The sequence below is a fragment of the Oceanobacillus massiliensis str. N'diop genome (assembly GCF_000285495.1).
GTDB classification, from domain to species: domain Bacteria; phylum Bacillota; class Bacilli; order Bacillales; family Amphibacillaceae; genus Oceanobacillus; species Oceanobacillus massiliensis.
The window spans coordinates 616,457-638,614 of record NZ_HE610978.1 but is presented as its reverse complement, the minus strand read 5'-3'; the positions used below and the strand labels follow the sequence as shown (position 1 = coordinate 638,614).

Below are 22,158 nucleotides of genomic sequence, written 5' to 3'. Positions count from 1 at the left end.
AGCGTGCAAAAATAATCTCAAAAAGTCGAAAAGTTTATGTTTCCTTTTGCCTCAAAGAGGATTAAAATAAGTTCCGTAGTGATTTTTTATGTAAAAGGAGAAAAGGATATAATTGACTATAGAAAATAATAAGTATCGGAATCAATCGTTGTTCAGCATTACGTGGCCGCTCTTCATTGAAATCTCGCTTCATATGAGCATGGGTATTGCAGCGACATTGATATTGAGCGGATACGCTGATAATGCTGTTGCTGGAGTAGGGGTGGCCAATCAGATCATCAATATCTTTATCTTGGTCTTTAATGTATCGGCAATCGGTGCGACCATCCTGGTTGGCCAGAATCTGGGGGCGAACCGGATTAAAGAGGCGAGGCGTCTTGCCAGATCAGCATTTGGGATTAATTTCTGGGTTGGGCTCATAATGACGATTGTAGCTGTTGCCTTTGGCGGACTGTTTTTGCAATTTTACGGGTTGAGCGGGGAAGTGTATGACTATGCCTATACATTCCTGACCGTTACAGGAATGTCTCTTTTCCTCGAAGCTATTGCGCTGGCACTGAGTGCTGTGTTGAGGAGTTACGGACATACGAGAGAGACGATGTTTGTTACGGTAATCATGAATGTGATCAGCATCATCGGTTATTTTATTGCTATCAAGGGATTGTTTGGCTTTCCGGTAACGGGAGTCATAGGGGTTTCCTATTCGATTATCGTTGCCAGGGTCTTCCTGGTTGTTGCGCTCTTTTACTTTGTATACAAAAGACTGGCATTGAAGTTCCATCTAAAGGATATCATCAAAATCAATAAGCAGGATGTAAAAGGCCTGCTGACGATCGGGATTCCTTCTGCCGGCGAGAATCTTTCCTATCAATTCTCCCAAGTGGTCATTACGAGCTTTGTGGCCATGACAGGGGACGCTGCATTGGCAGCAAGGGTCTATATATTGAACATATCGATGGTCTGCTTCCTGTTCACGATGGCAATTGCTCAAGGCACACAGCTCCTGGTTGCCCGCTATATGGGCGGCGGAGAATATGATAGGGCACTAAAGCGAGGCTTAAAGACGTTAAAAATAGCTGTCATGGTCTCAGCATTCGCCTCGCTGGCCGTTGCATTAATTGGAGAACCAATCCTGACTGTGTTTACCGACAATCCGAGCATCATTGCTATTGCCCTTCCAGTATTATGGGCGATTGTGTTCATCGAACCGGGCCGTGCCATGAATATCGTACTGATGGGCTCGCTAAAATCAGTGGGTGATGTCCAGTTTCCGGTAGTAATCGGTGTGATTTCCATGTGGGGTGTCGCTGTCCTGCTCAGTTACTACTTTGGTGTCGCACTTGGCATGGGTCTGCTCGGAGTCTGGCTTGCCCAGGGACTTGATGAATGGCTTCGTGGTATATTCGCTTGGAAACGCTGGAATTCACAAGCATGGTTAAAGAAGATATCTATGAAGAAGGCCAGGGCCTGATTCGTTGAAAATGGTTTACAGAGAGACTCTGTAAACCATTTTTGTTAGTGATAAGATTGCTGTTTGAGTGACGTATCAAAAAACTGCGATGCGGATAAGATAGCAGCCTGTTTTATTGATATATCAGCGAAAATACACTATATATCAGCATTCAACCGATTTCATCATTAAAGCTCAGCCATTTAAAACTCTTCATAAACCGCCGGATTTTGATCATCCAATCTTCCATCCGGTCTGGTTAATCCATCAATCGTACGCATTTCCTCGTCATCCAAAGAAAAATCGAATATGGAGATATTTTCCCGTTGCCTTTCGGGTGATGCAGATTTCGGTATGGAAATGGCTCCAAGCTGATAATGCCAGCGTAAGATTACCTGTGAGATAGATTTATGTTTTGCTTCGGCAATCCTTTTCAATGTTTCATTATGGAAGACCTCACTGGCACGGACCATTGGGCTCCAGGATTCTGTTGCAATCTGATTCTCTTCATGCCACTTCCTTTGCTCTTCCTGATTGAAGAAGGGATGCAATTCAATCTGATTTAAGCTTGGCTTCACTCCCGTTTCCTTCTCCAGTCGCTCGAGATGCTCGGGCAGAAAATTACAGACCCCAATGGAACGGATAAGCCCCCATCTTTTCGCATCAATCAACGCTTGCCAGGCTTCTACATATAAATCCTGTTTAGGATTCGGCCAGTGGATAAGGTATATATCGTAGTAATCAAGGTTTGCACGGTACAGCGATTCTTGAATGGTTGTCACCGCTTTGCTGTATTCCTGATAACGGCCAGGGAGTTTGGAAGTTATAAGCAGCTCCTCCCTTGGAATGGTACTGCGCCGTACGGCTTCTCCAATCGTTCCTTCATTTTCATAATTATAGGCGGAATCTATCAGCCGGTAGCCCGAATCGATGGCACTCGTTATTGATGCTGCTCCGTCACTGCCTTTCAGATTATAGGTACCCAATCCAACTACTGGTAACGTCATTCCATCATTTAATGTAATCTCTGGTATCGCCCTGCTCACATTAACCACTCCTCTATTAAATTATGGATCTCCTATGCTGAGCATATCACTATGGTGGTTGAATTTTCAATAATAAAGCAAATTATTAGAAAATAGGGATGGCAGGGCATGGAGCTAATCCCTATTTCACTTCCATAATAAGATAAAGACAATAGTAAGGTGTCTATTGAAAGCCAAATGAGAAGTAACCTTCCCCATTACGGTGTATACTAAAGAAAACATGGTTGATGGAGGCTATTGCATATGAAAAAAATATTCTTCTTTTTAATACTTCTGACTGCAGCGGGGTTGCTTGACATCAAATATAAGGGCATGCTCTATCGCCAATTACCTGCAAGCTTTCAGGACAGATTGAACGAAAAATGATTAAGATTAGACCTGATGAGGTAAATGGAGTGTAAAACGATTTGCAGGATGGAAGGGAGGTATGGAGATGAAAATAGAAATTCGCGAGCCGGCAGTGCGAGCATTATCGGAAATCGCATTCCGTGAAGATGAAGGGATTCGAATCCTTGCTGAGTTTGTGGGAACCTGCGCCATCGCAACGGAGATAGAGCTATCGATTGAAAAGGCAAAGGAAGATGACCTTACAATAGAAGAAAAGGGATTTCATTTCTTTGTCCCAAACAGTTCAATAGATTCCTTACCTGAAGAGATAATTCTCGATTATAAAAATGGCATGGGATACAAGATATCGTCCAGGCAGGAAACCTTTGGGTATACTTTTAAAATTGGTGAGCATAAAAGATGATTGCCTAGGTGACAGGAAACATTTGTAAATTTTTTTATAATCATTCCTAACAAAGATAGGGTAACATTCAGTTACAAGATGTAATATCAGTTTTACCGTTATCTGCCAAATGGCTTTCCGGAAAGTCCACTCCGGAAAGCTGCTTCCCAGTGCTGTGGAGTGGTGCATGGATGTGTCTTGCTGTCATGCATTTACTATCAGTTGTGAAGGCTGTATTTAAAATAGCCTTACCTGTTTATGCCGCTCTGTTAGATTTTTCCCTTTGCGAGCCACGGTATGAAACCGTTCAGAAATCGTTCAGTGGCCGGCATGAAATAGGATCCGAAATGATAGTCGGGGTCGAGCGTCGTGACAATCCACGTACCTTTCGAGCTTACTTTATCGACATACAGGACGGATCCCCCGTCTTCAGTAGTGATGAGTTTTTGTGCACCTTCAATCGGCCAGAAGACACCATGTTGATGCCAGGTTGCATCCGACAGTGTTATATAGTTAAATAAATCATAATCTGGATCCGCCAAGACAAGCCCGCTTTTCGCATCGGGTTCACGCCACCACCAGAAGTTGGTTTCGCGTTCTTCCCACTTTTGATTAGCAATCCATGACCATGGCTGTGGTCCGAGTGCAACCACGGTTCCGCCTGCATCCGCAAAGTCATTAATTTTTTCCTTTGCCTCTAACAATAACCTTTCATTTAATTGGGAAGGCACGATCAGAACTTCGTATCCCTCTAAAGAAGCAGACATGAATTCCGGAAAGTAAATCAGACTTTCGATGTACTTTTTATATTTTGCTTCATTAAAAGTCCGGTGATGCGGGGCATTCCCGCTATAGATGACCGCAATTTTTCTCATACCTGCTTTCCTTCCCTTTGCAGTGCTTCGTATTCATCATGAATCCATTGCAGAAGCTGTCCGATAATCCGATCGGTTGATTTGTTCTGATTGCGAAACGCAAACAGATCCCGACCTGAATGGCATAGTATTGTCCCGTTGGTTGTATTGCGGTCAATATAGGTGATTGGCATTTCATCCCGGAAGGTCAGTAAGATTTCTGCATGTGCCGGTACTGGTGCATGCGTTCCGCGTGCAAAGAATCCCGCAATTCCTTTCTTGAATGTCATGTCATCCGGATGGACGCCAGCGAAAATAGGATGGTCTTTTGCAATCAAAACCTGATAATCCTTATAAGATTGAATGTCTCGTGGTGTAAAGGAAGAACATCCGGGCAGCCATGCTTTAAAGAGCTGTCCTGTGAAGATGATGATTTTCCCTTCCGCCAAAAAATCCGTGATGATCGATCTGTATGTATATAAATATTCCTGGTCGATAAAGTCATGGATTACGATGCACTTGAACAAGGACAAATCGGTTTCTGCCAGACGATACTGATCGATTAATTCAAAGTTATCCTGAATAAATGGATCGGTTCGATTGCCTAGGCCGAATGCGTGGCCGGGATCTAAAAATAATATTGGTTTCAAGTGTGCCATAAAATTCCCTCCTATCTTCTAATTGATAATAGTTCTCATTGAAGAGAATACTATCATACACATGATGAACAGGGCAATCAAAAAGGGGACATTTAGAATAAATCCTAAATTCATAATTTTATGTACTTAATAGTTTCATTGACAAGCATGTTGAAGTATTATAGATTGCTTAATGAGAGTGAAAATCATTATCAATTACAGGGGGGCAGCGATATATTGAAACATACATACAGAATTTTATTATCTACAGCAGCGCTTGCGATTACTTTGAGCGGCTGCCAAAGTCTGGAAACCGGGTCAGGTCTTGAGGCTTCAGAGGAAACGAAAATGGTTGTCGATGAATTGGATAGGGAGGTAGAGATTCCAGAAGAGATTGACCGAGTGGTAATGGGAAGCATCCTGCCATATTTCTCTACATGGTTCATTGCAACAAATTCCACAGAAGAGATTGCAGGAATCCATCCTAATTCATTCAATGCAGCTTCACATTCTATTTTAAAGGATATCTCACCTGCGATTCTTGAGGCAAAAACGAATTTTATCAAAAACGGAGAAGTAAATGTCGAGGAGTTAGCAGCCTTAAATCCAGATGTTTATTTTGAAATTGCAAATCAGGAGAAAACAGTCAGGAAACTGGAGGATACAGGGATCAATACCGTTGCGCTGGATACCACAACAACTTCCCTTAATCCACTGGATACACTCAATCGATGGTTAGCGCTGACAGGAGATATCACTGGTGTGACGGATTGTCCGGAAGAAATTATTGCACAAGGACAAGCAAGTCAAGAGATGATTGACGAAACACTGGCGGAAGCGAAAATAAAGGAAGAAGAGAAGCCGCGGGTAATGGTTCTGCAATATCATAACGATGGCGAAATCTCTGTTGCAGGACAAAATATGCACGGTAACCGCTGGCTGCACTCTACTGGTGGAGCGGATGTTGCGGAAGCGGAAATTGAAGGGATAAAGGCAGTCAACATGGAGCAGATCTACAGCTGGAATCCGGACATCATCTACATCACAAACTTTACGGAGACACAGCCAGAGGACCTGTATAACAATGTGTTTGAAGGTCAGGATTGGAGCCAAATAAAAGCGGTGAAGGACAAGAAGGTCTACAAAATGCCATTAGGCATCTATCGCTGGTACCCGCCAAGCGGGGATGCTCCATTGATGCTGAAATGGATGGCGCAGAAGAATCATCCGGATTTGTTTACCTACGACATAAATCATGAAATAAAAGATTACTATGAACGTTTCTATGACTACGAGTTAACAGATGAGCAAGTGGAGGAAATCTTACATCCATCATCAGAAGCGGCAAAATACTAAACAAAAGGTGTCTTTCAAATGCAGTCAAAATTAATGAAGCTTATGCTTTGGTTACTGCCTCCAATCGCTGGACTGATCTCAATCGGGATTGGACGGTTTGAGATAGATTTTATCGTACAACTAAAAATATTGCTCTCACAAATTATTCCAATAGAATCAACTTGGACCGAAATGGAAGAAACAGTGGTAATGAACTTTCGCTTGCCGCGAATTCTGCTGGCGATGCTGATTGGCGGAGGGCTATCGGTTGCTGGGGCCGCATTTCAGGGGATGTTCTCCAATCCGCTGGTCAGTCCTGATATCTTAGGGGTATCGGCAGGGGCCGGATTCGGTGCGTCGATTGGGATATTGCTGTTCGGCAACAGTTTTACCATGCAAATGATCGCATTGGGAATGGGGATTATTGCCATTGGATTTACCTTCCTCATCGGTGGTAAGAAGCGGGAAATGCCAATCTATATGCTTGTGCTTGCTGGTGTGGTCACAAGTTCACTGTTTCAGGCATTGATTTCACTGGTGAAGTTCATGGCAGATCCAGAGGAAAAACTGCCGAGCATAACCTATTGGCTTATGGGAAGTCTCGGTACCGCGAGCTATTCCGATTTGCTGATTGGTGGTCCGCTCATTTTATTTGGTATGATTCTTCTCTACGTCTTGCGGTGGCGTTTGAATATCTTATCGCTTTCTGAAGAAGAAGCGAAATCACTTGGCATCTCCGTAACCAGAGTGAAATGGCTGGTCATTGCAGGAGCAACACTAATCACAGCAGCAGCCGTTTCCATAGCGGGGATTATCGGATGGGTTGGCTTGATCATTCCCCATATCGCCCGCATGATTGTAGGAAACAATAACCAATATGTTCTGCCTGCATCGATTTCCATTGGTGCCGTATACTTGCTGTTCATCGATAACCTGTCAAGAAGCTTAATAGCTGCAGAGATTCCATTATCGATTTTGACGGCAATAATCGGAGCTCCATTCTTTGCATACTTACTTCGTAAAACAGGAGGTGGCTGGGGTTGATTCTGGAAATCAAAGACGGTAATTTTTACTATCAAAAGGAAAAAAAGAGGTAAGACACAACGATTCTTATATTCGAATGATATCAATTTGAAGCTGGAGCCGGGACAAATTCTTTCGATACTCGGTCCAAATGGTGCCGGTAAGACGACCTTGCTGAAATGCATGATGGGACTGCTTGATTGGACAAAAGGAGAGACTCTATTATATGGAAAATCCTTGGATTTGCTCAAGCCCAAGGATATTTGGTCTCAGATCGGCTATGTCCCACAGGCATCCAAAATGACATTCAGCTATTCGGTTCTCGATCTTGTGACAATGGGACGGTCCATTTATATTCGTCCGTTCGCACAACCATCCAAGACAGACCGACAGCTTGCTCTGGAAGCATTGGAGCTGGTTGGGATTACACATTTAGCCTATCAATCCTGCAATACGGTTAGTGGTGGAGAACTGCAGCTCGCATTGATTGCCAGGACATTGGTGGCGGATCCCAAAATCCTTGTATTGGATGAACCGGAATCACATTTGGATATGAATAAGCAAAAGATTATTCTGCAAACGATTCAAAAGCTGGTCAAAGAAAAGGGATTAACTTGTGTGATCAACACCCATTATGCCAATCATGCATACTATTTCGGTGCCAGGACATTGCTGGTTGCCAAGGACCGACCTGTCATTACCGGGCCGGTATCTGAAATCGTAACAGAAGAGAATGTATTGAAATACTTCCAGATTGAGGTGAAGCGACTTCGTCATATAAAGGATGGCAAAGTATTTGAAACGATGGTTCCCGAATATTTTGGCAGGCAGGATTCATAAATAATGCTGTTGAAATGCCCAGAAAAACGGTAATGAATAGTGCTTATTAAAGCGTAAAATAGATGTTCACCAGTACAGCTAAGAAGTAAAAAAGCATTCCTGCTAAGTGCAGAAATGCTAGGCTGTGTATCTGGCTCTCAATGTCCATATTTGGTAGACCATGACGAGTGAAGCGAAGATGGTCAGTACAGTCAATAAGACCCATCCTGCCATTAAATACGGCTGAATTGCCATCTGAATTGGTTCTGATGTCAAAAATTCCCGGTAATTGATACAGAGATATGCAATGGCGGAGATGACAATAATGCCAAGCAGTATACCTGGTATTAGTTTACTGTTTGTTTTCCCGCTTTCTGCCTGATACTGGTTCGCCCATCCATCTTTTTTATGGGCGGATAGTTTATCCAGCCATACTTGGATGGCTGACATTAGGTTGACCCATAAATAGACTTCCGGGCTGATCAGCAGCCCTGCCATAATGACATCAATCGGCCGATGCATCGGTGTTTTAATCGCGAGGATGATATTAAGTAATGATGCCAAAGCAATCGGGGTGATCCAGAGCCAGTTCCAATAGAATTGATCTGTTGCCAGTGCAATCGTCAAGAGCAGAACAAAAAGGACGCGTACTCCGAGTTCCATGAACGTTTTAGCCTCTGACCGCCATAATTTCCCATTATGTCTTGTTTTTACGCCGATATCACTATTTGTAAGCAAGTCGACAGTTCCCGATTTCCACTTGTTCCGTTGCTGTCTGAAAGTATGATAAGATCGCATCGAGTCTACGAAGCATCTTGCCTCTGGGCTGACCAATGTCTTCCAGTTTGATTTCTGTAACTGCCAGGTCAGCAGCATATCTTCCACATCACTGTCATCCTGCCATGGTCCATCCAACTTGTTTTCATCTATAATATCCTGCAGTGCCTCCGGACGGAATAATGTCGCCTGCCCTCCAAGCACATAGGTACTCCCGCCATGGTATTGCAGATCCAATATCCAGCTTGCCATATCCTGTTTCTGCTGATGTGTCCACCAGCGGGAAATCGGACCGCCATACTCTCCGCTTTTTATTTTCTCTTCGTAGTGAACGTCATCCTTGGCAATTAGGCTTTTTTTCTTGGGAAATCTCATCGTGTATTTTGCCATTACACCGCCAATATTCCTGGCGCTCATCAATCCTTCCCACATATGGATCAAGGCGTTGGGGGCAAGTCTGCTGTCAGCATCCATTCCAAGTATTGCTTTAATCGATTCTTTATAGATTTGCTGGGTGTGGGACAATTCCCTGAAATAAATATCCAGATGATCTCCATTTATGCTTTTCCAGGCCGTATTCAAGGCGCCGACTTTTCGCTGCTTGTTATTTTCGGTTGTTAAAACTACTACGCTCAGATTATACAATTCGGCAGCTTCTATTGCTCTTTCTTCCGTGCGGTCTGTACAATTATCTGCGATGACAAATACATCAAGCTCCACATCCTTTGGAAGGACTTGATCATGCAGCCCGCCAAGACAATCCTGTATCGAATTTTCTTCATTATGTGCTGGTATAAATACAGCAATCCTTGGCTTCATATAAGATTTCTTAATACCGGTCATACCCATCAGGTTATCCTTTAGCAATCGATTATTTTCATAACCGTGTAGTCTTGATTGCTTCCTCGTTTCGACATTAATGGTCTCCGTCAATTATTTACCCTCCCAATCCATCAATATTTACTTAATAAAGATTCATTTGTTCTTTATTAAGAATCGTTTTTCTTATATTACTACCGTCATCTATATTTGTAAATACATTTATCTAAAAATTTAGCGTATTTTCAGTAAATGAATATGATATTGCTAAATGTCATCAAAAGCTGTATCTAACAATGTCGACTTTCTGACGAAGGAAGAACAGGAAGTCTCCTAATTCCGATAAATACCGCAAATAGCCATCGATTGCTTGCCTAATTTCTAAGACAAAGAATAATGCCTTCGGTAGGAGCGAATAGTAATAGTCGGCGGAGTGTATCCCTATTTGCAGAAATTTATGGAAGTCTGTTCTTGGTCCTGACCATTCGATTTCGTATCTGTTTCGTTGCCGTGCTACAATGGAGATGCCATATAATGGGCTGTCCTTCCTTATCTCTATTTGCGATTATGGAATTCCATATGGGGTATAGGAAAGGAATGGGGACTTATCTAAGTAAATGTCAGACGACGACAGGTCACCCGAAATATCACCGAGTCAGACAGGAGCTGGTCAATATGAAAAGAAAGAAAAAAAGAAAATATTCTTATTTGCAATTGCAGTCGTTGTTGTGCTGCTGGCAATATATGTCTTTACTGTAGTTGGTGAAAGCAATGCTGCCGAGGAAAATGAGCAACAGGACATTAGGCAAATAGTAAATGATTACAGTACCGACAAATTGACAGCTGAGGCAGCATCCATCAATTCAGAAGAACTTGTTGTTACGAGTGAAGGAAAAGATGTAAGCTATGATTTGCCGGAGGATGATTTCTTTGTCTCGATAGCACCGTTTGTCGAAACGAGCCATCCTTGTGCTGTCCACAGCCTGACCGGCTGCCAGGGAGAAATGATCGAGGAAGAATTCGACGTATATATTGAAGATACGGAAGGAAATGTCATCGTGGATGAAGCTATGGAATCTTTCTCCAATGGATTTATCGATCTATGGCTGCCGCGTAATGAAACCTATCATATAACAATCAGCCACAATGGAAAAAAAGCAGAATCTGAGCTTTCTACCTTTGAAGGTGACAATACCTGCATAACAACCATGCAGCTGATGTAGTGGGAAGCGCCAATCAATGGCGCTTTTTTTATGCTGCAACAAATTTTGCAAAGGGTTGCCAGACGGACGGAATGTTATAGGAACGAGGACTAAATATTTATTCCCAGGAATTCCATCAACTGCCTGCAAAAAGTCCAGAAAATATAATTAAATAGTTCTCTTAGCCTAAATTTTTAAGAAACCTAACCGATAAAATAAATAGATAAAGATAGAAGGAGTGCCACTATGCTTGCTTTGCGGAATCTATTCAAAGTCAAAAAAGAAGAACCAAAGGCGAAAGAGACAGTACATAAAAAGAAAAGTGATGAATATACTGCTGTAAGGAAAGGAGAGACAGGAGAATACAAGGTAGCAATCCAGCTGTCACAGCTTCCAAAGGAATACCGGCATCTGAATGATCTATTGATAGCCAATCCAAAATCTGCCTCAGGCTATTCTCAGATTGATCATGTGGTCATCACACCGTATGGTATTTTTGTAATCGAGACGAAAAATTTCCAAGGGACCATTTATGGCGGAAAAGAGCGAAAAACTTGGCTCGTCAATGGTAAGTTCAAAATGATGAATCCGGTCCTGCAAAATTATGGCCATATCCAGGCATTGAAAAATTTATTACATAAGCGATTTCGCCCGCATTTCCAATCGATTGTATCATTTACAAAGCGCTGCAGGTTGAAGATTGATATGGATCTTAGAGACATTAAATCGGATGAATTGGTCATTTACGATCTCTATCTGACCGAGTCCATCCTTCGAAAGGTGGCATTGCTTAAGCTCAAGTATGCCGAACCGATTCTCAATGAAGCGGATATCAACCATATTCACGGAATATTCGCTGCTGCGGCAATAACCGATCCGGCAATAAGGCGGCAGCACATTGAGAAGTTAAAACGTAATAGTCAAAAGACTTTATAAATTTCACATTTTCATATATCATAATAAGAAATGAGTATAGAAATATTAAATAAAGGTGGGGGATCTATTGAGTTCAGAGAAGTTTGCGGACGTTGGCGATGAAATTTATTTCAAATCAGGGATTAAAGGAATTGTAGAAAAGGTCAACACCAATTCTGTAATCGTTGAAATAACAGAGAATTCCACAGATTTAGTATTTGAAGGCAATAAAACCGTAGTGGCACATAAAAACTATAATATTCTCTAAAGGAATCTAACTCCCAATTCAATCGGGTCAGGCGTTATGAAATGTAAAGTTTAAGCTGATTTTTAATGAAAAAGTCATGCACATTTATCCCTTTCCTGCATATATTAGCTTCTGTGTGAGAAGCAAAGAAAAATAGCAGGAAAGGAAGAATCTCGATGACTGAAAGCCGATCAAAAACAATAGCAGAAGGCATAAAGACGGGCGGATATGAAGTAATTGAAGTAAATATATCCGATTCAACAGAAAGTCTGTATGCGGTATGTACACCGGTAAAAAAATGATTTGGTTTATATTAGCTGAAAGCAAGAACCTCTCTTATGTAAGTTTACATAAAGGAGAGGTGTTTTTTTATGGAGAAGACAGGGCTACATAACAGGGAACACGCTAAATATGGCACTGCATACTGTACCGATGGAGCATGCCCAGGTTCTGTCCGCCCATTGGACAAGGGGATAACAGAGCAGCCGCCAAAAAGCCATAACCGGAATCGTAAATTACCGATGTACTTATGTAGCGGCTAATAGGTCATTCATCAAAAACAACAGAATTCAGCCGAAGATTAATATCTCTAAAAAAGGGGAATTAAAAAGAAGAAGTGAAACCGCAAAAATATCCTTACATAGCGGTTATCGATTTGCCTATTAATGATGGCAGATAAAGGAAGGAACAGAATATATGTCGAGAAAATTGGATTTATCGAATTTTGAACATAAGCTTGAAGTCAGGAATATAACGTTGGATGATATTGACCAGATACTGGACATGCAAAAGGTCTGCTTTCCGGATATGGATCCCTGGAAAAGAGAGCATCTGGAAAGTCATTTGGCTATTTTTCCGGAAGGGCAATTTTGTGTTGAATATGATGGCAGGATCATTGGAAGCTGCTCCAGTCTGATTGTCAATTTTGATGAGTATGATGACAGACATACCTGGGATGACATTACCGATGAAGGCTATATTACCAATCATGACCCAGAAGGTTATAATCTCTATGGTATTGAAGTCATGGTCGATCCGGAATTTCGGCAAATGAAGATTGGCAAAAGACTTTATGAGGCCAGAAAGGAACTGGCCAGGGAATTGAATCTGAAAAGCATCATCATCGGCGGACGAATTCCGAATTATCATAAATTTAAAGATAAGTATACGCCACGGGAATATGTGGAGGAAGTAAGCTTCCAGAATATTTATGACCCGGTATTGACGTTCCAGATTATGAATGGGTTTACCGTAATGCGGATTAATCCGGGGTATCTGCCGGACGATGATAAGTCACTGGCGTATGCGACTTTAATGGAATGGAATAATATTGAGTACCATGCAAAGACCAAACGCCATTATAAGACAGCATATCCGGTACGAATAACAGTGATTCAATACATGATGAAAAACATTGAGTCGTTTGAGGAGTTTGCCAAGCAAGTGGAATACTATGTGGATGTGGCCTATGATTTCGGCTCTGATTTTGCCGTATTTCCTGAGATATTCACAACACAGCTGATGTCATTTCTAGAGGAAAAGGTTCCTTCCAAATCTGTCCGCAAGCTTGCAGAATACACAGAGGACTATATCGAACTTTTCACAAACCTGGCAGTGAAATATAACGTAAACATCATCGGCGGATCCCACTTTGTCGAGGAAGAGGACCACATATACAATATTGCCTACCTTTTCCGCAGAGATGGAACGATTGAAAAGCAATATAAGATCCATGTTACCCCAAATGAGAAGAAATGGTGGGGAATACAGCCAGGCGATACAGTAAAAGTATTCGATACGGATTGCGGTAAAATCGCGATTCAGATCTGCTACGATATTCAATTCCCGGAACTTACACGGTATGCGGTTGATCAGGGGGCAAATATTATTTTTGTACCATTCTGTACAGATGACAGACAAGGCTATTTAAGAGTTAGATACTGCGCTCAAGCCCGTGCGGTGGAAAATCAGGTGTACACCGTTATTGCAGGAACGGTGGGTAACCTGACACAGGTAGAAAACATGGATATTCAATACGCGCAATCGGGAATATTTACCCCTTCCGATTTTGAATTTGCCCGTGACGGTATTGTCGGGGAATGCAATGCCAATATAGAAACAGCTGTTGTCGGGGATGTCGATCTGGAAATCCTGAGACGCCAGAGAAGATCCGGTACGGTAAGACAATTACGGGATCGGCGCAGAGATTTATTTGAAGTCAACTATAAAAATATCAAGACGGAAGTAAAGTAAGGCTACTTTTAAAGATGGGTGAAAAGGGAAAGATTAACTTCTAATCATACTAGGCTCCGCGCTATGCGGGTCCTATTTGAATTGTGAAAAAGAAATGAGTTCGTCGCTGCTATTAAAAGTACAAGCAGGAATTAGTGATATGTGTATCGAAGTAATTAAGTGAAAGCAGCTGGAGTTAAATAGTGAGTGGGTGAAAGGAGATAGAGAATTGAACGTCATTCAACAAGGGAAACAGGAAGATAGTGAGTTTATCCGAAAGAGCTTAATTGCGTATAACATGCAGCAAGTTCCGGATCACATCAAAACACCGAATGAAGATATAAACTTTGTCCTAAAAAATAATAACGGAGAAATCGTAGGTGGTATTACAGGCAATATGTACTGGCATCATCTAAAAGTTAACTTTTTGTGGGTCGATGAAAAAGTTCGGAAAGAGGGTTATGGAAGTAAGCTGTTGAAAAAGATGGAAGAATTTGCCATACATAATGGATGTCGCTTGATTTGGCTGGATACATTCAGCTTCCAAGCTCCAGAATTCTATAAGAAAAATGGCTATGAGGTATTCGGAATGCTCGAGAACCACCCAGAGGGATTTAGCCAATACTTCCTGCAGAAAAGATTTGAATAGTTCCGCCGAAAAGGCCCATTTCCTGCTAAGGATTTGAGGCCTTTCTTGTGATTTTGAATAGTACGGAATCTAGAGGTGAAAGCGCGGAAAAACTGGGGAAAGCGCGGAAAAAAGAGCAGAATCGCGGAAAAATCGGAAAAAGCGCGGAAAAAACCGCCAATATCGCGGAATAATCAGGAAAAGAGCGGAATAACCAGGAAAAGCGCGGAATCGCGGCTAAGCACGTTGCTGTGCAGAGCGAAATAAGACGAATCGCGGAAAAAACCGCCAATAACGCGGAATAATCAGGAAAACCGCGGAAAAAAGAGCAGAACCGCGGAAAAAACGAAAAAACCGCGGAATACCCATCCAAAACCGCGGAATCCCGCCAATCGCGCCCTCCGCGAAACTACACCTCATCCTATCACCCTCCCAAACCCCAATCCCGCGGAGTCTCCGGCTGTGTATTCGTTTTTTGTGTATCTTTTCCGTCTATGTCATAATCAAATCTGTGAGAGGAGATGGCGGTGTGCAAAAAATTATGATTGTAGAAGATGATCCGAAAATTGCAGAGCATTTGCAGTCCTATATCGAGAAGTATGGATATGTAGCGGTAAAAGTTGCTGCATTTGATAGGGTCATTGATGAATTCCATAAGACCAAACCAGATCTTGTTCTGCTTGATATCAATCTGCCAAGCTATGATGGCTATTATTGGTGCCGGCAGATTAGGAAGGAGTCGATCTGTCCGGTTATCTTTATCTCCGCGAGAATTGGTGAGATGGATCAGATTATGGCATTGGAAAATGGTGGGGATGATTTTATCACTAAGCCATTCCATCCTGAGATTGTGCTTGCCAAAATACGGAGTCAGCTCCGTCGTGCATATGGGGAATACGCCTCTAAGGTCGAGGAGCGTATTCTGGAAATAGAGAATCTCAGATTGTATCCGGAAAGAATGGAACTGTCATTCGGAGGGAATACTGCTGCATTATCGAAGAAAGAAACAGATACCATAGAAGTTCTGATGGAACGCTACCCGCGTGTCGCCGGTCGGGAGGACCTGCTGGAAAAACTGTGGGATGAGCATGTATATGTAGATGAGAATACATTGAACGTCAATATAACAAGAGTCAGGAAAAAAATGGAGAGTATTGGCATTAAAGGTGCGATCGAAACGGTAAGGGGTGCCGGTTATCGTCTGTCTGTTACATGGTCAGAGGAGGATGAGGGATGAAGCTATTTCTTAGAGAGCATATCTTGCTTATAACCATGCAGGTTATCCAATTTGCCATTATATTTTCAATTTACTGGCTTGATGGCTACCATGACCATCGAACGGGTCTTTATGCCGTGTTTCTAGGTCTATTCATCCTGCTATGCTACCTTTTCTACAACTACTACAGCCGATATCATTTTTATAAGCGGCTCTGCAGTCCACTTGAGAGCCTGGACGATTCCTTTCGGAGGACAGAACAGGCACCTATCTCAGAGGCGCTAGACCAGCTGCTGATCGACCAGTATAAGCTTTATCAAAACAAATTGAAGCAATTGGAGCATGGACAGGAACAGCATTTGGAATTTATGGATCAGTGGGTTCATCAGATGAAGACGCCGTTATCTGTAATTGAGCTTGCTGCGCAGAATTTGGATGAACCGGATTCTTCCAATATTCGGGAAGAGACTGACCGGATGAAGACAGGGCTGAACACGATCCTTTACATGGCACGTCTGCGCTCGGTTGAACAGGACTTTCATATCAAACCGGTCGATTTATCCAAGATTATCCATGAGGTGAATGGAGAAAATAAAAGATTTTACATAAGAAACCGGGTCTATCCGAAGCTTCAATTGGATAAAGATCTAACTGTCGAAACAGATGAGAAGTGGTTATTCTTTATGATATCCCAGCTGATTAATAACGCGGTGAAATATTCAGCGGGAATCAGCGATCGAATTCTTCTGAAGCTGTTTGAAAAAGATGGGCAGGCTGTCCTCGAAGTATCTGATAACGGAGTTGGCATCCCTGAGACGGATAAAAAACGCGTTTTTGCCCCGTTTTATACAGGTGAAAATGGGCGTAATTACCGGGAATCTACTGGCATGGGGCTATATTTGACAAAGAAAGCAGCTGAACATCTCGGACATAGAATTGAGCTCAATTCACAGGTGGGTCAAGGTACATCGGTAAAGATTATCTTCGCTTCCACACAGAACCTTACAAAGGTGTAAGGTTCATGAAAGCAAAATCGATTTATCGAATGGGGAACAGGAGATAAACTTAATTCACAGATCAAATATTGAGAGGAGATCATGTGATGTTACAGGTTAAACAGGTAAGTAAGATTTATGAGGGCAAAATTGCATATCGGGCATTGACAGATATCGATTTGACGATTGAAGACGGGGAGTTTGTCGGAATCATGGGGCCATCCGGAAGTGGAAAAACAACGCTGCTCAATATGATTGCGACAATTGACGAACCAACGACGGGGCAAATTCTGATCGATGGGAGCAATCCACATCAACTGCGAAAAGATGATCTTGCCAAATTTCGTCGCCGGGAACTGGGTTTTGTTTTCCAAGACTTTAATTTACTCCATACATTAACAGTTGAAGAAAATATCGTACTTCCACTTACGCTTGATGGAAAGAAAGTGAAGGTAATGAAACAAAAGGTACAAGAGATTGCGGCCAAATTGGGGATTGCAGATATTTTAAAGAAACGTACTTATGAAATTTCCGGTGGCCAGGCCCAAAGAGTGGCGGTTGCAAGAGCAATGATTCACAGCCCGAAGCTAGTTCTTGCAGATGAACCGACAGGGAATCTCGATTCAAAGTCGTCAAAGGACGTTATGGGAATGCTTGAATCCATCAATAAGAAAGAGGATGCAACGATGATGCTGGTAACGCATGATCCGCAGGCCGCAAGCTATTGCAATCGCGTAGTCTTTATCCGAGACGGCAAATTCTATTCCGAGATACATCGCGGTGATAACCGTCAGGCATTCTTCCAGAAAATCATTGATACACTTTCTTTATTGGGAGGGGACGGAAATGACCTTTCGCAGGTTCGCGTTTAACAATGTTACACGGAATAAAAGGTTGTATGCAGCATATTTCCTAAGCAGTATGTTTACGGTAATGGTGTTCTTTACGTTTTCCATATTTGCTTTCCATCCGGTGCTGACAGCTGATGACATGAATGGGAATGTCCAGAATGGGATGAATATTTCTGCGGGAATCATTTATGTCTTTTCCTTTTTCTTTGTGCTCTATTCGATGAGCTCGTTTCTGCAGTCCCGTAAAAAAGAATTCGGATTGCTGATGATGCAGGGCATGACAATGAGACAGATCCGTTCCATGGTGTTTCTGGAAAATATGCTGATTGGCTTTTTTGCCACAGTGGGAGGAATTCTGTTCGGTTTGGTATCTGCCAAAGGAATTCTGTTGCTTGCTGAGAATATCCTGGTCATTGACAATAAGCTGAATTTTTACCTTCCAATGGAGGCAATCTTACTGACATTTGTATCCTTTATTGTTTTATTTTTCTTTATTTCCATTTTTGTTTCCTACATCCTGCGCAGCAGAAAACTGATTGATTTAATCAAAGGAAACAAGAAATCAAAGGGTGAGCCAAAGGCAAATATCTTTTTGACTGTACTTGCTCTGCTTTTGCTTGCAGTAGGATATGCAGCCGCTTTGCTTGCAGAGGGAATTCAAGTGATGGTAGTTATGCTGCCTGTCATCGTTGTCGTTATCATTGGAACCTATCTGCTGTTTACGCAATTGAGTGTCTTTATCATCCGCAGACTGAAGCGGAATGAAACATTCTTCTGGAAAAATACGAATTTGCTCCTGTTCTCGGATCTCTCTTTTCGAATGAAGGACAACGCACGAACATTCTTTTTGGTGGCAGTGATTTCGACTGTAGCTTTTTGTGCTATCGGGTCATTGTTTGGATTGCAATCCTATTTAACGTCATCGACAAAAATAACCAATCCCAATACATTCACCTATAGCTCAACTGAAGGTGAGGTCGAAAAGGACATTGCCATCATTAATGAGACCCTGCAGGAGGAAAATATCGAGACACTGACCGCACAGGCGGATCTTCAATATTATGGTATTGCACGAGATAGAGTTCTGATTGCTAAGGAGTCTGTTTATAATCAATTTGCTGGGCTGATTGACGACGATATTATCGATATTCAGGACGGACAGGCGGTGATTGTGGAATATGATGGTTTTTCTTTCGGACAAACAGACGAATTGATGAACCAATCAATTGAGCTCGATTCTGGTACAGTTTTGAAAACGGAAGAAATCATTTATTCAAGGGCACTGCCGGCAACCGATTCCTATTATGTTGTCTCCGATAATGATTATGCTGAGCTTCCGGCTGCAGTCGATGAAATGCATTATCATGCTTGGCAGGCTGTCAGTGGAAAAAACGCGGTCCTGACAGCGTCTGAAAAGCTATCTAAGGAACTTACTCCATATAAATTTATGTCCGGGGAGTATCAGGTGTATAAAACAAATAAAGCTTATGGACCAATCCTATTTGTCGGACTGTTTATCGGAATTGTATTCTTTGTATCTGCCGGCAGCTTTCTTTATTTCCGTCTTTATACGGATCTGGATGAAGATAAGCAGAAGTTCCATTCCATTGCCAAAATGGGTCTGAGTGAAAAAGAACTGAAAAAAGTGCTCAGCAGACAGACGGCAATCCTTTTCTTCGCGCCAATTGCTGTGGCACTCTTTCACGGGGCCGTTGCGCTTACGGCATTAGCGAATCTGTTTTCCTATAATCTGTTAACAGAATCTGTTGTCGTCCTAGGCGTATTTTTCATCATTCAGATTGTCTACTTTATCATCGTCCGTTTCTTCTATACGAAACAAATAAGAGCGGCGATTCAATAGTGTTTTCATGGTGCATTTCCTTTAGGGGATTTGCACTTTTTTATTTGATTTGACGGAGAGGGAAAGGGAATTTTTAATGGGGCAGCGGTTATTTTGAGCATTTGAAAGTTTTGCTTCAGGTAATCGATTACATAAAAAATCGTTAAGAGCAGAGGAAGCGAATATAAGGATTTTTAACCGGTAAAAGTTAACTAAAATTACTAAATAATTAAAAAACTATTGACAATGATGTTGAATAAGTTAAAATGAGGACAAATGTAATCGTTTTCATTGGAGGGGATTCTATGAAAGATAAGCTCAAAATAGCAATCATTGGTTGCGGGGGAATTGCAAATGGGAAGCATCTTCCAAGTCTCAGCAAACTAGAGCAAGTCGAAATTTCAGCTTTTTGTGACATTGTAATTGAAAGAGCGGAAAAAGCAGCAAAGGAGTATGGGGGTGCAGATGCGAAGACGTATGCGGACTATAAGGAATTGCTGCAGGACAAATCGATTGATGTTGTCCATGTTTGCACACCTAATATTTCCCATATGGAAATCTCGGTTGCTGCATTGGAATCCGGCAAACATGTGATGTGTGAGAAACCGATGGCAATATCAACAGAGGAAGCTAGGCAAATGGTAGAAGCGGCTGAACGAACTGGCCAAAAATTAACAATCGGCTATAATAACAGATTCAGACCAGACAGTCAGTACTTACATAATCTGTGTAAGCGGGGTGATTTGGGAGAAATTTATTATGCTAAGGCACATGCCATAAGGCGGAGAGCAGTACCTACCTGGGGAGTGTTTCTGGATGAAGAAAAACAGGGTGGCGGGCCACTAATAGATATAGGTACACATGCATTGGATCTGACACTATGGATGATGAATAATTATAAACCAAAATCAGTAATGGGAACAATCTATCATAAACTAGGAAAAAATGAAAATTCGGCGAACGCTTGGGGACCTTGGGATCCAAAGAAATTCACGGTGGAAGATTCTGCCTTCGGTTTTATAACGATGGAAAACGGTGCGACCATTGTTCTTGAATCCAGCTGGGCCTTGAATTCGCTAGACGTAGATGAGGCAAAGTGTTCCCTTAGTGGAACTAAAAGTGGCGCAGACATGAAAAATGGGTTGCGCATTAATGGAGAAAGCTTTGGTAAATTATATACGCAAAATATAGAACTGGATAATGGGGGAGTCGCTTTTTATGATGGGAAATCCGAAAGCGATCCAGATGTTGAAGCGAGAATGTGGATTGAGAGTATCTTAAATGAAGCGGATCCGGTGGTCAAGCCAAGCGAAGCACTCGTTGTGACACAAATTTTAGAGGCAATCTATGAGTCTGCGCGAACGGGTAAAGCTGTTTATTTTGATCACTAGTTCGCGGGTGGCAAGCATTGGTACTATAAATAATTTTTAGGAGGCCTTTCATTGATTAATGTTGCATTACTAAGCAGATGGCATGTACATGCAGATGATTACGCACGGCAGATTCAGAATAATGACAATCTAGCTATACAGCTTGTATGGGATGAAAATGCGGAGAGAGGCAAAAAGTGGGCAAAGGAATTGGAAGTACCATTTGTTGATGATCTTCAAGATGTCATGGCAAACCCATCAATCGATGCTGTGGCTGTCAGCACGCCTACGAATTTGCACAAAGAAGTGATTCTGACGGCAGCAAGGAGCGGAAAACATATTTTTACTGAAAAGGTCTTAGCTTTTTCGGTCAAAGAGTGCGAGGAAATTTATGAAACGGTAGATCAATATGGAGTTGAATTAATGGTTTCGCTACCAAGACTGACAGAAGGTTATTACTTATATGCACAAAACGTAATAGATAATGGTTGGATAGGCAAACTTACAACAATCCGTTGCCGTCTTGCACATAATGGCGCTGTAGCAAGTCCGGAAAAAAGTGAAGGTTGGTTGCCGGAACGATTCTTTGATGAGGAGCAATGCGGAGGCGGTTCATTAATCGATCTTGGTGCCCATCCGATATATTTAACCAATCGATTAGCAGGGAAAGTGAAGCAACTCGCTGCCCGGATGCATCATACGAACAATCTGGGAGTGGATGATAATGCAGTCGTCTTATTGGAGTATGAATCTGGCGCAATGGGCATTATTGAGACAAGTTTCCTTTCTCAAGGGAGTCCATTCCAATTGGAACTTTACGGAACAGAGGGAACCTTACTAATCGAAGACAAGCAGATCCGCATAAATAGCAATTTATCAAGTAGAAGTGAATGGTCAACTCCTGATACCTCCTTAGAAGATCTGCCATTGCCGATGGAACAATGGGTGTCGGCAATTCTAGATAGAACTACCCCGACTATTGGGCGATCCGATGTTATGAATCTAACTCTGATTAACGAAATAGCAGCAAAATCAAATCAAGAAGGATGCTGGATAAGCGTTAACAACAAGTAGCTGACAGGAGAGGGATAGTTAGGATCATCATAGAGCTGGTGTAAAAGCGATTAGGTTATTAATGGGGTTGTGTTTATAATCCCAACTATAATAAGAG

23 protein-coding genes are annotated in these 22,158 nt (G+C 42.1%); 19 read left to right on the top strand and 4 right to left on the bottom strand.

Annotated features, from left to right (window positions below; translation table 11 throughout):
* The first annotated feature begins 112 nt into the window (after positions 1-112).
* A complete protein-coding gene (locus OMHG_RS13040; RefSeq protein ID WP_010651320.1) occupies positions 113-1,471 on the top strand; it encodes an MATE family efflux transporter in 1,359 nt (452 codons plus the stop codon).
* A 182-nt stretch (positions 1,472-1,653) separates the two neighbouring features.
* Here OMHG_RS13040 and OMHG_RS13035 read toward each other — a convergent pair whose 3' ends face one another.
* On the bottom strand, positions 1,654-2,496 hold the full coding sequence (locus tag OMHG_RS13035) for an aldo/keto reductase (protein WP_010651319.1): 843 nt from the start codon (positions 2,494-2,496) through the stop codon (positions 1,654-1,656).
* 243 nt (positions 2,497-2,739) lie between these two features.
* Here OMHG_RS13035 and OMHG_RS19260 point away from each other — a divergent pair, with 243 nt between their 5' ends.
* Both OMHG_RS19260 and OMHG_RS13030 read left to right on the top strand, forming a co-directional pair.
* Entirely contained in the window at positions 2,740-2,862 is a 123-nt protein-coding gene (locus OMHG_RS19260; RefSeq protein WP_261796345.1) for a hypothetical protein, read from the top strand.
* Positions 2,863-2,929: 67 nt separating this feature from the next.
* Positions 2,930-3,247 (top strand): iron-sulfur cluster biosynthesis family protein, encoded by a 318-nt coding sequence (locus tag OMHG_RS13030; protein ID WP_010651318.1) that lies wholly within the window; start codon positions 2,930-2,932, stop codon positions 3,245-3,247.
* Positions 3,248-3,495: 248 nt separating this feature from the next.
* Here OMHG_RS13030 and OMHG_RS13025 read toward each other — a convergent pair whose 3' ends face one another.
* A complete protein-coding gene (locus tag OMHG_RS13025; RefSeq protein ID WP_010651317.1) occupies positions 3,496-4,101 on the bottom strand; it encodes a type 1 glutamine amidotransferase family protein in 606 nt (201 codons plus the stop codon).
* Entirely contained in the window at positions 4,098-4,739 is a 642-nt protein-coding gene (locus tag OMHG_RS13020) for a hypothetical protein (RefSeq protein WP_010651316.1), read from the bottom strand. Before OMHG_RS13020 ends, OMHG_RS13025 begins: the two co-directional genes overlap by 4 nt.
* Before the next feature lie 216 nt (positions 4,740-4,955).
* Between OMHG_RS13020 and OMHG_RS13015 the strand changes: the two genes are divergently transcribed.
* The 3 genes from OMHG_RS13015 (at position 4,956) to OMHG_RS13005 (ending at position 7,916) form a co-directional block, all read left to right on the top strand.
* Positions 4,956-6,074: an ABC transporter substrate-binding protein gene (locus OMHG_RS13015; RefSeq protein WP_010651315.1), complete on the top strand. Its 1,119-nt coding sequence runs from the start codon at positions 4,956-4,958 to the stop codon at positions 6,072-6,074.
* A gap of 18 nt (positions 6,075-6,092) precedes the next feature.
* Positions 6,093-7,097, top strand: coding sequence for a FecCD family ABC transporter permease (locus tag OMHG_RS13010; protein ID WP_010651314.1), 1,005 nt, complete (start codon positions 6,093-6,095; stop codon positions 7,095-7,097).
* 87 nt (positions 7,098-7,184) lie between these two features.
* Positions 7,185-7,916, top strand: a complete 732-nt coding sequence (locus OMHG_RS13005; protein ID WP_010651313.1) for an ABC transporter ATP-binding protein — start codon at positions 7,185-7,187, stop codon at positions 7,914-7,916.
* A gap of 117 nt (positions 7,917-8,033) precedes the next feature.
* On the opposite strand, the gene OMHG_RS13000 is transcribed toward OMHG_RS13005, so the two are convergent.
* Positions 8,034-9,491: a glycosyltransferase family 2 protein gene (locus OMHG_RS13000; protein WP_147629081.1), complete on the bottom strand. Its 1,458-nt coding sequence runs from the start codon at positions 9,489-9,491 to the stop codon at positions 8,034-8,036.
* A 617-nt stretch (positions 9,492-10,108) separates the two neighbouring features.
* Here OMHG_RS13000 and OMHG_RS12995 point away from each other — a divergent pair.
* From OMHG_RS12995 to OMHG_RS12940, 13 genes are all read left to right on the top strand, one after another.
* On the top strand, positions 10,109-10,714 hold the full coding sequence (locus OMHG_RS12995) for a CueP family metal-binding protein (protein ID WP_010651311.1): 606 nt from the start codon (positions 10,109-10,111) through the stop codon (positions 10,712-10,714).
* A 225-nt stretch (positions 10,715-10,939) separates the two neighbouring features.
* Complete coding sequence (locus OMHG_RS12990) at positions 10,940-11,629, top strand: nuclease-related domain-containing protein (protein WP_010651310.1); 690 nt, start codon at positions 10,940-10,942, stop codon at positions 11,627-11,629.
* A gap of 67 nt (positions 11,630-11,696) precedes the next feature.
* Complete coding sequence (locus tag OMHG_RS12985) at positions 11,697-11,876, top strand: DUF2187 family protein (protein WP_010651309.1); 180 nt, start codon at positions 11,697-11,699, stop codon at positions 11,874-11,876.
* Positions 11,877-12,031: 155 nt separating this feature from the next.
* Positions 12,032-12,157: a hypothetical protein gene (locus tag OMHG_RS19255; RefSeq protein WP_261796344.1), complete on the top strand. Its 126-nt coding sequence runs from the start codon at positions 12,032-12,034 to the stop codon at positions 12,155-12,157.
* Between the two features lie 69 nt (positions 12,158-12,226).
* Complete coding sequence (locus OMHG_RS18400) at positions 12,227-12,397, top strand: hypothetical protein (RefSeq protein ID WP_154648239.1); 171 nt, start codon at positions 12,227-12,229, stop codon at positions 12,395-12,397.
* A gap of 154 nt (positions 12,398-12,551) precedes the next feature.
* Positions 12,552-14,108, top strand: a complete 1,557-nt coding sequence (locus OMHG_RS12980; protein WP_010651308.1) for a bifunctional GNAT family N-acetyltransferase/carbon-nitrogen hydrolase family protein — start codon at positions 12,552-12,554, stop codon at positions 14,106-14,108.
* A 208-nt stretch (positions 14,109-14,316) separates the two neighbouring features.
* Positions 14,317-14,736: a GNAT family N-acetyltransferase gene (locus tag OMHG_RS12975; protein WP_010651307.1), complete on the top strand. Its 420-nt coding sequence runs from the start codon at positions 14,317-14,319 to the stop codon at positions 14,734-14,736.
* Positions 14,737-15,244: 508 nt separating this feature from the next.
* Entirely contained in the window at positions 15,245-15,952 is a 708-nt protein-coding gene (locus tag OMHG_RS12965) for a response regulator transcription factor (protein ID WP_010651305.1), read from the top strand.
* On the top strand, positions 15,949-16,947 hold the full coding sequence (locus OMHG_RS12960; RefSeq protein WP_010651304.1) for a sensor histidine kinase: 999 nt from the start codon (positions 15,949-15,951) through the stop codon (positions 16,945-16,947). The genes OMHG_RS12965 and OMHG_RS12960 overlap by 4 nt, the downstream gene beginning before the upstream one ends.
* A gap of 86 nt (positions 16,948-17,033) precedes the next feature.
* Positions 17,034-17,798, top strand: a complete 765-nt coding sequence (locus tag OMHG_RS12955) for an ABC transporter ATP-binding protein (protein WP_010651303.1) — start codon at positions 17,034-17,036, stop codon at positions 17,796-17,798.
* Positions 17,773-19,638 carry an ABC transporter permease gene (locus tag OMHG_RS12950; RefSeq protein ID WP_010651302.1) on the top strand — a complete coding sequence of 622 codons (1,866 nt, stop codon included), beginning with the start codon at positions 17,773-17,775 and terminating at the stop codon, positions 19,636-19,638. The genes OMHG_RS12955 and OMHG_RS12950 overlap by 26 nt, the downstream gene beginning before the upstream one ends.
* Positions 19,639-19,922: 284 nt before the next feature.
* Positions 19,923-21,008 (top strand): Gfo/Idh/MocA family protein, encoded by a 1,086-nt coding sequence (locus OMHG_RS12945; protein ID WP_010651301.1) that lies wholly within the window; start codon positions 19,923-19,925, stop codon positions 21,006-21,008.
* A 51-nt stretch (positions 21,009-21,059) separates the two neighbouring features.
* Positions 21,060-22,061: a Gfo/Idh/MocA family protein gene (locus tag OMHG_RS12940; protein ID WP_010651300.1), complete on the top strand. Its 1,002-nt coding sequence runs from the start codon at positions 21,060-21,062 to the stop codon at positions 22,059-22,061.
* Positions 22,062-22,158: the final 97 nt, after the last annotated feature.

Bases quoted from the DNA above. Each gene is read 5' to 3' on its own strand.
- OMHG_RS19260 (WP_261796345.1), top strand. From the start codon at position 2,740: ATGAAAAAAATATTCTTCTTTTTAATACTTCTGACTGCAGCGGGGTTG.
- OMHG_RS13030 (WP_010651318.1), top strand. From the start codon at position 2,930: ATGAAAATAGAAATTCGCGAGCCGGCAGTGCGAGCATTATCGGAAATC.
- OMHG_RS13025 (WP_010651317.1), bottom strand. From the start codon at position 4,101: ATGAGAAAAATTGCGGTCATCTATAGCGGGAATGCCCCGCATCACCGG.
- OMHG_RS13020 (WP_010651316.1), bottom strand. From the start codon at position 4,739: ATGGCACACTTGAAACCAATATTATTTTTAGATCCCGGCCACGCATTC.
- OMHG_RS13010 (WP_010651314.1), top strand. From the start codon at position 6,093: ATGCAGTCAAAATTAATGAAGCTTATGCTTTGGTTACTGCCTCCAATC.
- OMHG_RS13000 (WP_147629081.1), bottom strand. From the start codon at position 9,491: ATGAAGCCAAGGATTGCTGTATTTATACCAGCACATAATGAAGAAAAT.
- OMHG_RS12995 (WP_010651311.1), top strand. From the start codon at position 10,109: ATGTCAGACGACGACAGGTCACCCGAAATATCACCGAGTCAGACAGGA.
- OMHG_RS12990 (WP_010651310.1), top strand. From the start codon at position 10,940: ATGCTTGCTTTGCGGAATCTATTCAAAGTCAAAAAAGAAGAACCAAAG.
- OMHG_RS19255 (WP_261796344.1), top strand. From the start codon at position 12,032: ATGACTGAAAGCCGATCAAAAACAATAGCAGAAGGCATAAAGACGGGC.
- OMHG_RS18400 (WP_154648239.1), top strand. From the start codon at position 12,227: ATGGAGAAGACAGGGCTACATAACAGGGAACACGCTAAATATGGCACT.
- OMHG_RS12980 (WP_010651308.1), top strand. From the start codon at position 12,552: ATGTCGAGAAAATTGGATTTATCGAATTTTGAACATAAGCTTGAAGTC.
- OMHG_RS12960 (WP_010651304.1), top strand. From the start codon at position 15,949: ATGAAGCTATTTCTTAGAGAGCATATCTTGCTTATAACCATGCAGGTT.
- OMHG_RS12955 (WP_010651303.1), top strand. From the start codon at position 17,034: ATGTTACAGGTTAAACAGGTAAGTAAGATTTATGAGGGCAAAATTGCA.
- OMHG_RS12950 (WP_010651302.1), top strand. From the start codon at position 17,773: ATGACCTTTCGCAGGTTCGCGTTTAACAATGTTACACGGAATAAAAGG.
- OMHG_RS12945 (WP_010651301.1), top strand. From the start codon at position 19,923: ATGAAAGATAAGCTCAAAATAGCAATCATTGGTTGCGGGGGAATTGCA.